This is a genomic window from Mesorhizobium sp. M1428 (assembly GCF_040317515.1).
Classification (GTDB): domain Bacteria; phylum Pseudomonadota; class Alphaproteobacteria; order Rhizobiales; family Rhizobiaceae; genus Mesorhizobium.
Window position 1 is genome coordinate 1 of the sequence record NZ_JAMYKT010000053.1, and the last position, 14,707, is coordinate 14,707.

Below are 14,707 nucleotides of genomic sequence, written 5' to 3' on the forward strand. Positions count from 1 at the left end.
ACGCGGTTAATGCACCCCGTTCCAACCGCCCCCGGGAACATGTACCCGCCCCAGCGGAACGCAGCCGCCCCCATGGCCGAACTCAATAACGCGTTCAGACCGGGCGGACGGGGCCGCGCCGCCCGCCACTCCTTTCGCGTCGAAGGGAGGCTGCGTAATGCGAAGACTGCGAAAACCTCTTTCCTGAGGGCCGCAAAACGGCCTTCAGGAAACGGGTTTTCTCCCGTTTCTGGCCCGCCGCCAATTGGTGGTGGGTGAAAAGACAAGAAGCCGCCGACATGCGGCGGGCAACAAGACAGGGCCGCCAAGGTGGCCCGAGATGCAAGGCGAGCCGCGGCGAGGCTCGTCCCGAGAATTGAGCTAAGGAGCGACGATGGCCCAGACCCAGACTTTCAATGGCCGCAGACGCGTACGCAAGTTTTTCGGGAAGATCCCGGAAGTTGCGGAGATGCCGAACCTGATCGAGGTTCAGAAGGCATCCTATGACCAGTTCCTGATGGTGGAGGAGCCCAAGGGTGGGCGTCCTGACGAGGGACTGCAGGCAGTTTTCAAGTCGGTCTTCCCGATTTCCGATTTTTCCGGCTCCTCAATGCTGGAATTCGTGAAATACGAGTTCGAAGGACCGAAATTCGACGTTGACGAATGCCGTCAGCGCGACCTGACCTATGCGGCGCCGCTCAAGGTGACGCTGCGCCTCATCGTGTTCGATATCGACGAGGATACCGGCGCGAAGTCGATCAAGGACATCAAGGAGCAGGACGTCTACATGGGCGACATGCCGCTCATGACCTTGAACGGCACCTTCATCGTCAACGGCACCGAGCGCGTCATCGTCTCGCAGATGCACCGTTCGCCGGGCGTCTTCTTCGACCATGACAAGGGCAAGTCGCACTCGTCCGGCAAGCTTCTGTTTGCCGCGCGCGTCATTCCCTATCGCGGTTCGTGGCTCGACATCGAGTTCGACAGCAAGGACGTCGTGCATGCCCGCATCGACCGCCGCCGCAAGATTCCGGTGACGTCGCTGCTGATGGCTCTCGGCATGGACGGCGAAGAGATCCTGTCGACCTTCTACAACAAGATCACCTACAAGCGCGCCGGCGACCACTGGCGCATCCCGTTCAACGTCGAGCGTTTCCGCGGCCTCAAGGCCGTTGGCGACCTGGTCGACGCCGACACCGGCGAAGTCGTCGTCGAGGCCGGCAAGAAGATCACCGCCCGCCAGGCCAGGGCGCTTGGCGAAAAGGGTCTCAAGGCGATCAAGGCGACCGACGAGGATCTGCTCGGCAACTACCTTGCCGAGGATATCGTCAACTACGCGACTGGCGAAATCTTCCTCGAAGCCGGCGACGAGATCGACGAAAAGACGCTGAAAGTGCTGCTCGGCACCGGCGAGGACGAGATCAAGGTCCTCGACATCGACCACGTCAATGTCGGCGCCTATATCCGCAACACGCTCAACGTCGACAAGAACGAGAGCCGCCAGGACGCGCTGTTCGACATCTACCGCGTCATGCGCCCGGGCGAGCCGCCGACGCTCGAGACCGCCGAAGCCATGTTCAACTCGCTGTTCTTCGACAGCGAGCGCTATGATCTGTCGGCCGTCGGCCGCGTCAAGATGAACATGCGCCTCGAGCTCAAGGCCGAGGATACCGTGCGCGTGCTGCGCAAGGACGACATCCTGGCCGTGGTCAAGACGCTGGTCGAACTGCGCGACGGCAAGGGCGAGATCGACGACATCGACAATCTCGGCAACCGCCGCGTGCGCTCGGTCGGCGAGCTGATGGAGAACCAGTACCGCGTCGGCCTGCTGCGCATGGAGCGTGCGATCAAGGAACGTATGTCCTCGATCGAGATCGACACGGTGATGCCGCAGGACCTGATCAACGCCAAGCCGGCGGCTGCCGCCGTGCGCGAGTTCTTCGGTTCCTCGCAGCTGTCGCAGTTCATGGATCAGACCAACCCGCTGTCGGAGATCACCCACAAGCGCCGTCTTTCGGCGCTTGGACCGGGCGGTCTGACCCGCGAGCGTGCCGGTTTCGAGGTGCGCGACGTGCATCCGACGCATTACGGCCGCATCTGCCCGATCGAGACGCCGGAAGGCCCGAATATCGGCCTGATCAACTCGCTGGCGACCTTCGCGCGCGTCAACAAATACGGCTTCATCGAAAGCCCGTACCGCAAGATCGTCAACGGCAAGCTGACCAATGAGGTCGTTTACCTCTCGGCTATGGAAGAGGCCAAGCACCACGTCGCGCAAGCCAATGCCGAGCTCGACAAGAATGGTCATTTCGTCGACGAATTCGTCATTTGCCGCAACGCCGGCGAAGTGATGATGGCGCCGCGCGAAAACGTCGATCTGATGGACGTGTCGCCGAAGCAGATGGTGTCGGTGGCGGCGGCCCTGATCCCGTTCCTGGAGAACGACGACGCCAACCGCGCGCTGATGGGCTCGAACATGCAGCGTCAGGCCGTGCCGCTGGTGCGCGCCGAAGCGCCGTTCGTCGGCACCGGCATGGAGCCGATCGTCGCCCGTGACTCGGGCGCCGCCATCGGCGCCCGCCGCGGCGGCATCGTCGACCAGGTGGACGCGACGCGTATCGTCATCCGCGCCACGGAAGATCTCGATCCCGGTAAGTCCGGCGTCGACATCTACCGGCTGATGAAGTTCCAGCGTTCGAACCAGAACACCTGCATCAACCAGCGTCCGCTGGTGCGCATGGGCGACCGGGTCAACAAGGGCGACATCATTGCCGACGGCCCGTCGACCGAGCTCGGCGATCTGGCCCTCGGCCGCAACGTGCTGGTCGCGTTCATGCCGTGGAACGGCTACAACTACGAGGATTCCATCCTCCTGTCCGAGCGCATCGTCGCCGACGACGTCTTCACCTCGATCCACATCGAGGAGTTCGAAGTCATGGCCCGCGACACCAAGCTTGGCCCGGAGGAGATCACGCGCGACATCCCGAACGTCTCGGAAGAAGCGCTGAAGAACCTCGATGAGGCCGGCATCGTCTACATCGGTGCGGAAGTGCAGCCGGGCGACATCCTGGTCGGCAAGATCACGCCGAAGGGCGAAAGCCCGATGACGCCGGAAGAAAAGCTGCTGCGCGCCATCTTCGGTGAAAAGGCCTCGGACGTGCGCGACACTTCGATGCGCATGCCTCCGGGAACCTTCGGCACCGTCGTCGAAGTGCGCGTCTTCAACCGCCACGGCGTCGAGAAGGACGAGCGCGCCATGGCGATCGAGCGCGAGGAGATCGAACGCCTCGCCAAGGACCGCGACGACGAGCAGGCGATCCTCGACCGCAACGTCTATTCGCGTCTTTCCGACGTTCTCGTCGGCAAGGAAGCGATTGCCGGGCCGAAGGGCTTCAAGAAGGGCTCGAAGCTGTCGAAGGACACGCTCGACGAGTATCCGCGTTCGCAGTGGTGGCAGTTTGCCGTGGAGAACGAAAAGCTCCAGAGCGAACTAGAAGCCCTGCGTGGCCAGTACGACGATTCCAAGAAGGCGCTCGAGCAGCGCTTCATGGACAAGGTCGAGAAGGTGCAGCGCGGCGACGAAATGCCTCCGGGCGTCATGAAGATGGTCAAGGTCTTCGTGGCCGTGAAGCGCAAGATGCAGCCCGGCGACAAGATGGCTGGCCGGCACGGCAACAAGGGTGTCGTGTCGCGGATCGTTCCGGTCGAGGACATGCCTTTCCTCGAGGACGGCACGCATGCCGATATCGTGCTCAACCCGTTGGGTGTGCCGTCGCGCATGAATGTCGGCCAGATCCTGGAAACGCACCTGGGCTGGGCCTGCGCCGGAATGGGCAGGAAGATCGGCGATCTGATCGATGCGTACAAGACGGCGGGCGACATCAAACCGCTGCGCAAGACGCTCGAGAGCTTCATGCCGGCCAACGACCGCAACGAGCCGATCCGCGAATACGACGACGAGAGCATCATTCGCCTGGGCGAGCAGATGCGCCGCGGCGTCTCCATCGCCACACCGGTGTTCGACGGTGCGCACGAGGCCGACATCAATATCATGCTGGAGCAGGCGGGCCTGCACACCAGCGGTCAGTCGCAGCTCTATGACGGACGCACCGGCGAACCGTTCGATCGCAAAGTGACGATGGGCTATATATATATGCTCAAGCTTCACCACCTTGTGGACGACAAGATCCACGCGCGTTCGATCGGGCCGTACTCGCTCGTTACCCAGCAGCCGCTGGGCGGCAAGGCGCAGTTCGGTGGCCAGCGCTTCGGCGAGATGGAGGTCTGGGCGCTCGAAGCGTACGGCGCCGCCTACACGCTGCAGGAGATGCTGACGGTGAAGTCGGACGACGTCGCCGGCCGCACCAAGGTCTACGAGGCGATCGTCAGAGGCGACGACACATTCGAGGCCGGCATCCCCGAGAGCTTCAACGTTCTCGTCAAGGAAATGCGGTCTCTCGGCCTCAATGTCGAGCTGGAGAACACCAAGCTCGACGACAACCCGATCCGGCTGCCCGACGCGGCCGAATAAGCAAGACGCTCGGTCGCGGGAGAGGGCTCTCGCGACCGGGGCGCACCCAAATTCTTCGGCCGATGGCCGATCAAGTCAGCGGGCGTTTGGCCCGCGCTAGATGCAAGGGGTTTTCGAGGACCCCGAAAAGGAGAACGGCATGAACCAAGAGGTCATGAATCTCTTCAATCCCCAGGCGCCCGCGCAGGTGTTCGATTCCATCAGGATCTCGCTTGCCAGCCCTGAGAAGATTCTGTCCTGGTCGTTCGGCGAGATCAAGAAGCCGGAGACCATCAACTACCGCACCTTCAAGCCGGAGCGTGACGGCCTGTTCTGCGCGCGCATTTTTGGTCCGATCAAGGACTATGAGTGCCTGTGCGGCAAGTACAAGCGCATGAAGTACAAGGGCGTCATCTGCGAGAAGTGCGGCGTCGAAGTCACGCTGTCGCGCGTCCGCCGCGAGCGCATGGGCCATATCGAGCTGGCGGCACCGGTCGCCCACATCTGGTTCCTGAAGTCGCTGCCGTCGCGCATCGGCACGCTGCTCGACATGACGCTGAAGGACATCGAGCGGGTCCTCTACTTCGAGAACTACATCGTCACCGAACCCGGCCTCACCGCGCTGAAGGAGCACCAGCTGCTCAGCGAGGAAGAGTACATGATGGCCGTCGACGAGTATGGCGAGGACTCGTTCACCGCCATGATCGGAGCCGAGGCGATCCACGACCTTCTGGCCGGCATGGACCTGGAGAAGATAGCCGGAGATCTGATTTCGGAGCTGGCTTCGAACACCTCAGATCTCAAGAAGAAGAAGTACCTGAAGCGGCTCAAGGTCGTCGAGAACTTCATGGAATCCGGCAACCGTCCGGAATGGATGATCATGAAGGTGGTTCCGGTGATCCCGCCGGACCTGCGTCCGCTTGTCCCGCTGGACGGCGGCCGTTTCGCCACGTCGGATCTGAACGACCTTTATCGCCGCGTCATCAACCGCAACAACCGCTTGAAGCGGCTGATCGAGCTGCGCGCGCCCGGCATCATCGTGCGCAATGAAAAGCGCATGCTGCAGGAAGCCGTCGATGCGCTGTTCGACAACGGCCGTCGCGGCCGCGTCATCACCGGCGCCAACAAGCGTCCGCTGAAGTCGCTGTCGGATATGCTGAAGGGCAAGCAGGGCCGGTTCCGCCAGAACCTGCTCGGCAAGCGCGTCGACTATTCCGGCCGCTCGGTCATCGTCACCGGTCCGGAGCTCAAACTCCACCAGTGCGGCCTGCCGAAGAAGATGGCGCTCGAGCTGTTCAAGCCCTTCATCTACGCCCGTCTCGACGCCAAGGGTTACTCCTCGACCGTCAAGCAGGCGAAGAAGCTGGTCGAGAAGGAGCGTCCGGAGGTCTGGGACATCCTCGACGAGGTCATCCGCGAGCATCCGGTGCTTCTGAACCGCGCGCCGACGCTGCACCGCCTCGGCATCCAGGCGTTCGAGCCGATCCTGATCGAAGGCAAGGCAATCCAGCTTCACCCGCTGGTCTGCACGGCCTTCAACGCCGACTTCGACGGCGACCAGATGGCGGTTCACGTGCCGCTGTCGCTGGAAGCGCAGCTCGAAGCCCGCGTGCTGATGATGTCGACCAACAACATCCTGCACCCGGCTTCCGGCGCGCCGATCATCGTGCCGTCGCAGGACATGGTTCTCGGTCTCTACTATCTCTCGATCGTCAACCAGAACGAGCCGGGCGAGGGCATGGTGTTTGCCGACATGGGCGAGCTCCAGCACGCGCTCGAGACCAAGGCGGTGACCCTGCATGCCAAGATCAAGGGGCGCTTCCGCACGGTCGACGCCGAGGGCAAGGTCGTGTCGAAGATCTACGACACCACGCCTGGCCGCATGATCATCGGCGAGCTGCTGCCGAAGAACCACAACGTGCCCTACGAGACCGCCAACCAGGAGATGACCAAGAAGAACATCTCCAAGATGATCGACACCGTCTACCGCCATTGCGGTCAGAAGGAGACGGTCATTTTCTGCGATCGCATCATGGCTCTGGGCTTCAGCCACGCCTGCCGTGCCGGCATTTCGTTCGGCAAGGACGACATGCTGATCCCCGACGCCAAGATCAAGCTGGTGTCTGACACCGAGGCTTTGGCCAAGGAGTACGAGCAGCAGTACAATGACGGCCTGATCACCCAGGGCGAGAAGTACAACAAGGTCGTCGACGCCTGGGCCAAGTGCTCGGAAAAGGTCGCCGACGAAATGATGGCCCGCATCAAGGCGGTCGAGTTCGAGGACAACGGCCGTCAGAAGCCGATGAACTCGATCTACATGATGTCGCACTCCGGTGCGCGCGGCTCGCCCACCCAGATGCGCCAGCTCGCCGGCATGCGCGGCCTGATGGCCAAGCCTAGCGGTGAAATCATCGAGACGCCGATCATCTCGAACTTCAAGGAAGGCCTCACCGTGCTCGAGTACTTCAACTCGACCCACGGCGCCCGCAAGGGTCTGGCCGACACCGCCTTGAAGACGGCGAACTCGGGTTACCTGACGCGTCGTCTCGTCGACGTGGCGCAGGACTGCATCGTCAACTCGCTCGACTGCGGCACCGACAAGGGCCTCACCATGCAGCCGATCGTCGATGCCGGTCAGGTCGTCGCCTCGGTTGGCCAGCGCGTTCTCGGCCGCACCTCGCTCGACGACATCACCCACCCGGTCACCGGCGAGGTTCTGGTCAAGGCCGGAACGCTGATGGACGAGCGTGACGTGGAACTGATCGAAAAGGCCGGCGTGCAGTCGGTCCGCATCCGTTCGGCGCTGACCTGCGAGGTCAGGGTCGGTGTCTGCGCGGTCTGCTACGGACGCGATCTGGCCCGCGGCACTCCCGTCAACCAGGGCGAGGCTGTCGGCGTCATCGCGGCACAGTCGATCGGCGAGCCGGGCACCCAGCTCACCATGCGTACCTTCCACATGGGCGGCACGGCGCAGGTGGTGGATTCCTCGTTCCTTGAAGCCTCCTATGAAGGCAAGGTCGAGATCCGCAACCGCAACGTGGTGCGCAACTCCGACGGCCAGCTGATGGTCATGGGCCGCAACATGGCGGTGCTGATCCTCGACGAGGCCGGCAAGGAACGCGCCACGCACCGCGTCACCTACGGCTCGCGCATCTTCGTCGACGATGGCGACAAGGTGAAGCGCGGCCAGCGTATCGCCGAGTGGGATCCTTATACCCGCCCGGTCCTCACCGAAATCGAGGGCAGGGTGGCATTCGAGGATCTGGTCGACGGCATTTCCGTTCAGGAAACCGCCGACGAATCGACCGGCATCACCAAGCGCGAGGTCATCGACTGGCGTTCGACGCCACGCGGCAACGACCTCAAGCCGGCGATCGCCGTCCTGGATGCCAAGGGCAAGGTCGGCAAGCTGTCGAAGGGTGGCGATGCCCGCTTCCTGCTCTCGGTCGAGGCCATTCTTTCGGTCGAGCCGGGCGCACAGGTTCGTCCCGGCGACGTGCTGGCGCGTATCCCGATGGAAAGCGCCAAGACCAAGGACATCACCGGCGGTCTGCCGCGTGTGGCCGAACTGTTCGAGGCACGCCGTCCGAAGGATCACGCCATCATCGCCGAGATCGATGGCACGATCCGCTTTGGCCGCGACTACAAGAACAAGCGCCGCATCATCATCGAGCCGCATGACTCGACGCTTGAGCCGGTCGAATACCTGATCCCGAAGGGCAAGCCGTTCCATCTCCAGGACGGCGACGTCATCGAGAAGGGCGACTACATCCTCGACGGCAATCCGGCGCCGCACGACATCCTGGCGATCAAGGGCGTGGAGGCGCTTGCCTCCTACCTCGTCAACGAGATCCAGGAGGTCTACCGACTGCAGGGCGTGTCGATCAACGACAAGCACATCGAGGTGATCGTTCGCCAGATGCTGCAGAAGGTCGAGATCACCACGCAGGGCGATTCGACCTACATTCCGGGCGACCACGTCGACGTGATCGAGCTGGAAGAGGTCAATGAGCGCCTGGTCGAGGAAGGCAAGAAGCCGGCCGAAGGCCAGCCGGTGCTGCTCGGCATCACCAAGGCCTCGCTGCAGACGCCGTCCTTCATCTCCGCCGCCTCCTTCCAGGAGACGACGAGGGTGCTGACCGAAGCTGCGGTTGCCGGCAAGACCGACATGCTGCAGGGGCTGAAGGAAAACGTCATCGTCGGCCGGCTGATCCCGGCCGGCACCGGCGGCACGATGAGCCAGATCCGGCGCATCGCCACCTCGCGCGACGAGCTGATCATCGACGAGCGCCGCAAGGCGTCCGGCGTCGAGGTCGCCGAGCCGATGCTGACCGACATGGCTTCCGCCGCGCAGTAAGCGCGACAGAAAGAGAAGATAGAAAAGGGGCCCAAGTGGCCCCTTTTCGCATTGTGGTCCCCAATCGGATCGGAGGAGAACGATGAGCAGGAAGACCTGGGCTTCTGTCGACGACTACATTGTCGAGGCTCTTTTCGAGCCGGATCCCGCGGTCGATGCCGTTCTGGCGGCCAACCATGAGCACGGCCTGCCGCCGATCGACGTTTCGCCGGCACAGGGCAAGCTGCTGTCACTTCTTGCGCGAATGCAGGGAGCGAAGAAGGTACTCGAAATCGGCACGTTGGGCGGCTACTCGACGATTTGGATGGCGCGAGCATTGCCCGCCGACGGCAAGGTCGTGACGCTCGAGCTTGATCCGCACCACGCCAGTGTCGCGCGGTCGAACTTTGAACGGGCAGGGGTGTCGGACCGGGTGGAACTGCGGGTCGGACCGGCGCTTCAATCGCTTGCGGCGTTAGGCGCCGAGAACGCCGGGCCGTTCGATTTCATCTTCATCGACGCCGACAAGCCGAACAACCCGCTCTATCTGTCGTGGGCCATGCGTCTTTCGAGGCCGGGGACCGTCATCGTCTGCGACAATGTCATCCGTGACGGCGCGGTGGTGAATGAAGATGGCCGCGACGCCAATGTCGAAGGGGCACGCGCGGCGTTCTCGTTCATCGGCAGCGACAAGCGTCTGCAAGGCACCGCCATCCAGACTGTTGGCGCCAAGGGCTATGACGGCTTTGCCATAGCGATCGTCGGCTGAATTTGTGCGGCGAGCGGCTGGACCGGCGATCTGGCCGGCGCCCTCAGTCGAAAAAAGCCTCGACCACATTGCGCTTGCCGAGCATGAAGGCGTCGGCGACGTGCTGCAGGGGCGCGAGATCGACGTCGGAGGTGCCGGCGCGCACGATCTCGGCGAAGCGCTTGTAGAGCATCGGATATTCGGCTTCCGGCTCCTCGTGAACGACGCGGCCATCGATGGCGAGCTTCGAGCCGCCGCCGGAAAGTACCATCGATCCGGCCTCGGTGTCGGCCAGAATGTCCCAGCTTTGCGGGCCGGTCTGGCGCCAGTCGAGTTCCATCGTCACCGGCAGACCGTTCGAAGTGCGGAAGGCGATATGGGCGGCGATCGGGGCCGCGCGGTTTTCGGGGAAATCGAGCTCTGCCGAACTGATGAACATCGGCGGCAGGATGTGGGTCGCTATCGACAGTGCGTTAATGCCGGGATCGAACACGCCAAAACCGCCGGGAGCCCAGATCCATTCCTGGTTCGGATGCCAGCGGCGCACGTCTTCCTTCCAGTTGATGGCGGCCGACCTGATCGTCGTCGAGCCGAGGAATGTGCGCGCTGCTTCGACGGCCGGCGCATAGCGTGAATGCCAACTGGCGAACAGGCAGACGCCGTTCGCTGCCGCCAGCGCCTTCAGGTCTTCGACCTCGCTGACCGTGGCGCCGGGCGGCTTTTCCAGGAAGACATGCTTTTTCGCCACCAGCGCCGTGCGCGCTGCGTCATAGCGAAAATGCGGCGGCATGCACAGCGACACCGCCTCGAGCTCCGGCACCGCGTCGAGCATCGCCTCGATCGTCGGGAAGTTCGAGATGTCTTCGACTTTGCCGTGGCGGCTGGCTGCGGCGACCAGGCGATAATGCTGGTCCTTCGCCAGGGCCGGCAGGTGCTGGTCGCGGACGATCTTTCCCACGCCGACGATGCCGAGCTTGATGGGATTAGAGGACATGGGAGCTCCGCAGGTTGAATGTGCTTGGTTTTGCCAGAGGTCGCTTCTTAGCAGAGAACTTGTGCCGGACAAGTCGCCGGGCTTTTGTCGCCGGCCCGCGAGATCGACCGCGATTCAGATCTCTTCAAATCGGCACATCGAACGTCACGATCGATACTTCGCCTTCGAGCGCGCCCTGATAGGCGGACAGATGCGGCTCCTCGTCGGGCACGCCGTCCAGGTCGCCGATCTGATCGAGCTCGGCCTCGGCATAACCTTCCGCGGCAAGCGATTCGAGAGCGCGGCGCACCGCCGAATCGTCGTCCGGCGCGACCAGCATCACATGCACGCCTTCCGGCTTGCCGCCTTTGCGCTTCCACACCCGGCCGGTAATAATGGTGACCGGGCGCTCCTCATTGTCATTCACGGGTTCGTACCTCCGGGCGAGGGGTTTTGGGCTGTTCATGCCGCCTTTTCGCACGAAGCACGGCGTGGAAACAGCCGCAAGCCGGTCACTTTCTGCCTTCCTCTTGAAAAACGGCGCAAGAAAATTACATGCGTTTTTCGCATGGCTGCCAAGCCTCGGGTTCAGCGCAATATTTGCCGCTCCGGGGTTGACGGACAGTGGCCATACGAGTAGAAGCCGCCCAGTCAGAACCGATGTGAGGCTCTCGCTTCCGAAGCGACACGCTTTGGAGTTTGCCTCAAACAGGGTTCGTTTTACGAGCGAAAAGACATTTCCGGCGTGCATGAAGCGGATTCCGCTTCCTCTGCCATTTGTTCGGGCAAGACCGCGAGGCGCGGTTTGTGGCCCGAATTTGCGTATGGAAATGACGCTTTGAGCGGCCCTGACCGGGCGAGACACGGAATTGAGAGACAAGAGGGTTTAATGCCTACCGTCAACCAGCTGATCCGCAAGCCGCGCATTGCGCCGGTGAAGCGCAACAAGGTCCCGGCCATGCAGCAGAACCCGCAGAAGCGGGGCGTCTGCACGCGCGTCTATACCACGACGCCGAAGAAGCCGAACTCGGCGCTGCGCAAGGTGGCCAAGATTCGCCTGACCAATGGTTTTGAAGTGATCGGTTACATCCCCGGCGAAGGCCACAACCTTCAGGAGCACTCGGTGGTGATGATCCGCGGCGGTCGCGTCAAGGATCTTCCGGGCGTCCGTTACCACATCATCCGCGGCGTGCTCGACACGCAAGGCGTGAAGAACCGCAAGCAGCGCCGTTCGAAATACGGCGCCAAGCGTCCGAAGTGACCGAAGCGTAGCCAAGGTCGTTCCGGACGGCGTCAAGCGACGATCCGGGATCCAGGCCACCGCGTAGAATTGAGGCAGAGAAAAAATGTCCCGTCGTCACAGTGCAGAAAAGCGTGAGATCAATCCGGACCCGAAGTTCGGCGATCTGATCGTCACCAAGTTCATGAACGCCGTCATGTATGACGGCAAGAAGTCGGTTGCCGAGACCATCGTCTACGGCGCGCTCGATCAGGTCCAGTCCAAGACCAAGCAGGAGCCGGTCACCGTCTTCCATCAGGCGCTCGACAATGTCGCGCCGCATGTGGAAGTGCGTTCGCGCCGCGTCGGCGGTGCCACCTACCAGGTTCCGGTCGACGTGCGCCCCGAGCGCCGGCAGGCATTGGCCATCCGCTGGCTGATCGCTGCCGCCCGCAACCGCAATGAGACCACCATGGTCGACCGCCTCTCAGGCGAGCTGATGGATGCGGCCAACAACCGCGGCACTGCCGTCAAGAAGCGTGAAGACACCCACAAGATGGCAGAAGCCAACCGCGCTTTCGCGCACTACCGCTGGTAAAGCGCGAACGAGACTGAAGAGGCACCTCCCATGGCGCGCGAATATAAAATCGAAGACTACCGCAATTTCGGTATCATGGCGCATATCGACGCCGGCAAGACGACGACCACCGAGCGCGTCCTCTATTACACGGGCAAGTCGCACAAGATCGGCGAAGTCCACGACGGCGCTGCGACCATGGATTGGATGGAGCAGGAGCAGGAGCGCGGCATCACCATCACGTCGGCTGCGACCACGACCTTCTGGAAGGGTCGCGACGGCAAGATGTATCGCTTCAACATCATCGACACCCCCGGCCACGTGGACTTCACCATCGAGGTCGAGCGTTCGCTGCGCGTGCTCGACGGCGCCATCGCGCTGCTCGATGCCAATGCCGGTGTCGAGCCGCAGACGGAGACCGTCTGGCGCCAGGCCGACAAGTATCGCGTGCCGCGCATGATCTTCTGCAACAAGATGGACAAGATCGGCGCCGACTTTTACCGCTCGGTCGAGATGATCGGTTCGCGCCTCGGTGCGCATGCGGTCGTCATGCAGCTGCCGATCGGCGCCGAGACCGAGTTCAAGGGCATCGTCGACTTGGTCGAGATGAACGCGCTGGTCTGGCGCGACGAGACGCTGGGCGCTGCCTGGGACATCGTCGAGATCCCTGCCGACCTCAAGGCTCGTGCCGAAGAATACCGCGAGAAGATGATCGAGGCCGCCGTCGAAATGGACGAAACGGCGCTCGAGAATTACCTCGAAGGCAAGATGCCGAGCAATGACGAGATCCGTGCGCTCATCCGCAAGGGCACGATCGCGGTGAAGTTCTATCCGATGTTCTGCGGTTCGGCCTTCAAGAACAAGGGCGTGCAGCCGCTGCTCGACGCCGTCGTCGAATATCTGCCGTCGCCGGCCGATGTCCCGGCCATCAAGGGCGTCGACGCCAAGACCGACGCCGAGATCGAGCGTCACGCCGACGACAACGAGCCGCTGTCGATGCTTGCCTTCAAGATCATGAACGACCCGTTCGTCGGTTCGCTCACCTTTGCCCGCATCTATTCGGGCAAGCTCACCAAGGGCATCTCGGTCGACAACACCGTGAAGGGCAAGAAAGAGCGCATCGGCCGCATGTTGCAGATGCATGCGAATTCGCGCGCCGACGTCGAAGAGGCTTTTGCCGGCGACATTGTCGCCCTTGCTGGTCTCAAGGACACCACCACCGGCGACACGCTCAGTGATCCGCTGCATCCGGTCATCCTCGAGCGCATGGAATTCCCCGATCCGGTCATCCAGATCGCCATCGAGCCGAAGACCAAGAACGACCAGGAAAAGATGGGCCTCGCCCTTCACCGCCTCGCCGCCGAAGATCCGTCCTTCCGCGTCAAGACCGACGAGGAATCGGGCCAGACGATCATCTCCGGCATGGGCGAACTTCACCTCGACATCATCGTCGACCGCATGCGTCGCGAGTTCAAGGTCGAGGCCAATGTCGGCGCGCCGCAGGTGGCCTACCGCGAGACGATCACCCGCAAGCACGAGCAGGACTACACGCACAAGAAGCAGACCGGCGGTACCGGCCAGTTCGCCCGCGTCAAGATCCTGTTCGAGCCGAATCCGGAAAGCAGCGAATTCGAGTTCGAAACCAAGATCGTCGGCGGCGCTGTGCCGAAGGAATACATCCCCGGCGTCGAAAAGGGTATCAACAGCGTCATGACCTCGGGCCCGTTCGCCGGCTTCCCGATGATCGGCGTCAAGGCGACGCTGATCGATGGCGCCTACCACGACGTGGACTCCTCGGTTCTGGCCTTCGAAATCGCCGGCCGCGCCTGCTTCCGTGAGGCAGCGCCCAAGCTGGGCGTGCAGTTGCTCGAGCCGATCATGAAAGTCGAAGTGGTGACGCCGGAAGATTACGTCGGCAGTGTTATCGGCGACCTGAACGGCCGTCGCGGCCAGATCCAGGGCCAGGAAGCCCGTGGCGTCGCGGTGGTGATCAACGCGATGGTGCCGCTCGCCAACATGTTCAAATACGTGGACAACCTTCGCTCGATGAGCCAGGGCCGCGCGGCCTATACGATGCAGTTCGACCATTACGAACCGGTCCCGACCGCGGTCGCCCAGGAAGTCCAGAAGAAATACGCGTAACTCGAACGAGTTGCACCAGTAACTTAATTCAAGGCCCGCACGGGCTGGCAGGAATGGAGAGATCACATGGCAAAAGGTAAATTCGAGCGCACTAAGCCTCATGTGAACATTGGCACGATTGGTCACGTCGACCATGGTAAGACGTCGCTGACGGCGGCGATCACCAAGTATTTTGGCGAATACAAGCGCTACGACCAGATCGATGCGGCGCCGGAAGAGAAGG

The 14,707-nt window shown here is 62.5% G+C and carries 9 protein-coding genes; 7 read left to right on the forward strand and 2 right to left on the reverse strand.

Translation table 11 applies throughout. From position 1 onward, the window contains the following. The first annotated feature begins 373 nt into the window (after window positions 1–373). The 3 genes from rpoB to NKG60_RS31735 all read left to right on the forward strand — a co-directional run bounded on the left by rpoB (window position 374) and on the right by NKG60_RS31735 (window position 9,594). The gene (rpoB, locus tag NKG60_RS31725) at window positions 374–4,510 is read left to right on the forward strand and encodes a DNA-directed RNA polymerase subunit beta (protein WP_352671290.1); all 4,137 of its coding nucleotides are present in this window, start codon (window positions 374–376) and stop codon (window positions 4,508–4,510) included. A 139-nt stretch (window positions 4,511–4,649) separates the two neighbouring features. After that, window positions 4,650–8,846 carry a DNA-directed RNA polymerase subunit beta' gene (gene rpoC, locus NKG60_RS31730; RefSeq protein ID WP_352976647.1) on the forward strand — a complete coding sequence of 1,399 codons (4,197 nt, stop codon included), beginning with the start codon at window positions 4,650–4,652 and terminating at the stop codon, window positions 8,844–8,846. Window positions 8,847–8,928: 82 nt separating this feature from the next. Further along, a complete protein-coding gene (locus NKG60_RS31735; RefSeq protein ID WP_352976649.1) occupies window positions 8,929–9,594 on the forward strand; it encodes an O-methyltransferase in 666 nt (221 codons plus the stop codon). 43 nt (window positions 9,595–9,637) lie between these two features. Here NKG60_RS31735 and NKG60_RS31740 read toward each other — a convergent pair whose 3' ends face one another. After that, window positions 9,638–10,567, reverse strand: coding sequence for a Gfo/Idh/MocA family protein (locus tag NKG60_RS31740; RefSeq protein ID WP_352671282.1), 930 nt, complete (start codon window positions 10,565–10,567; stop codon window positions 9,638–9,640). Window positions 10,568–10,691: 124 nt separating this feature from the next. Continuing rightward, on the reverse strand, window positions 10,692–10,973 hold the full coding sequence (locus tag NKG60_RS31745; RefSeq protein ID WP_254817147.1) for a transcriptional regulator: 282 nt from the start codon (window positions 10,971–10,973) through the stop codon (window positions 10,692–10,694). Window positions 10,974–11,435: 462 nt separating this feature from the next. On the opposite strand from NKG60_RS31745, the gene rpsL reads away from it, so the two are divergent. The 4 genes from rpsL to NKG60_RS31765 all read left to right on the forward strand — a co-directional run. Next, on the forward strand, window positions 11,436–11,807 hold the full coding sequence (gene rpsL / locus NKG60_RS31750; protein WP_006333356.1) for a 30S ribosomal protein S12: 372 nt from the start codon (window positions 11,436–11,438) through the stop codon (window positions 11,805–11,807). An 85-nt stretch (window positions 11,808–11,892) separates the two neighbouring features. Beyond that, window positions 11,893–12,363: a 30S ribosomal protein S7 gene (gene rpsG, locus NKG60_RS31755; RefSeq protein ID WP_008875664.1), complete on the forward strand. Its 471-nt coding sequence runs from the start codon at window positions 11,893–11,895 to the stop codon at window positions 12,361–12,363. A 30-nt stretch (window positions 12,364–12,393) separates the two neighbouring features. Then, window positions 12,394–14,484 (forward strand): elongation factor G, encoded by a 2,091-nt coding sequence (gene fusA, locus NKG60_RS31760; protein ID WP_352671280.1) that lies wholly within the window; start codon window positions 12,394–12,396, stop codon window positions 14,482–14,484. Between the two features lie 66 nt (window positions 14,485–14,550). Then, on the forward strand, window positions 14,551–14,707 hold a 157-nt coding region (locus tag NKG60_RS31765; protein WP_352668298.1), incomplete at its 3' end, for a GTP-binding protein.

What these genes read in the sequence shown, in the direction of transcription:
- fusA (WP_352671280.1), top strand. Translation starts at nt 12,394, where the DNA reads ATGGCGCGCGAATATAAAATCGAAGACTACCGCAATTTCGGTATCATG.
- NKG60_RS31735 (WP_352976649.1), top strand. Translation starts at nt 8,929, where the DNA reads ATGAGCAGGAAGACCTGGGCTTCTGTCGACGACTACATTGTCGAGGCT.
- rpoC (WP_352976647.1), top strand. Translation starts at nt 4,650, where the DNA reads ATGAACCAAGAGGTCATGAATCTCTTCAATCCCCAGGCGCCCGCGCAG.
- rpsL (WP_006333356.1), top strand. Translation starts at nt 11,436, where the DNA reads ATGCCTACCGTCAACCAGCTGATCCGCAAGCCGCGCATTGCGCCGGTG.
- rpsG (WP_008875664.1), top strand. Translation starts at nt 11,893, where the DNA reads ATGTCCCGTCGTCACAGTGCAGAAAAGCGTGAGATCAATCCGGACCCG.
- rpoB (WP_352671290.1), top strand. Translation starts at nt 374, where the DNA reads ATGGCCCAGACCCAGACTTTCAATGGCCGCAGACGCGTACGCAAGTTT.
- NKG60_RS31740 (WP_352671282.1), bottom strand. Translation starts at nt 10,567, where the DNA reads ATGTCCTCTAATCCCATCAAGCTCGGCATCGTCGGCGTGGGAAAGATC.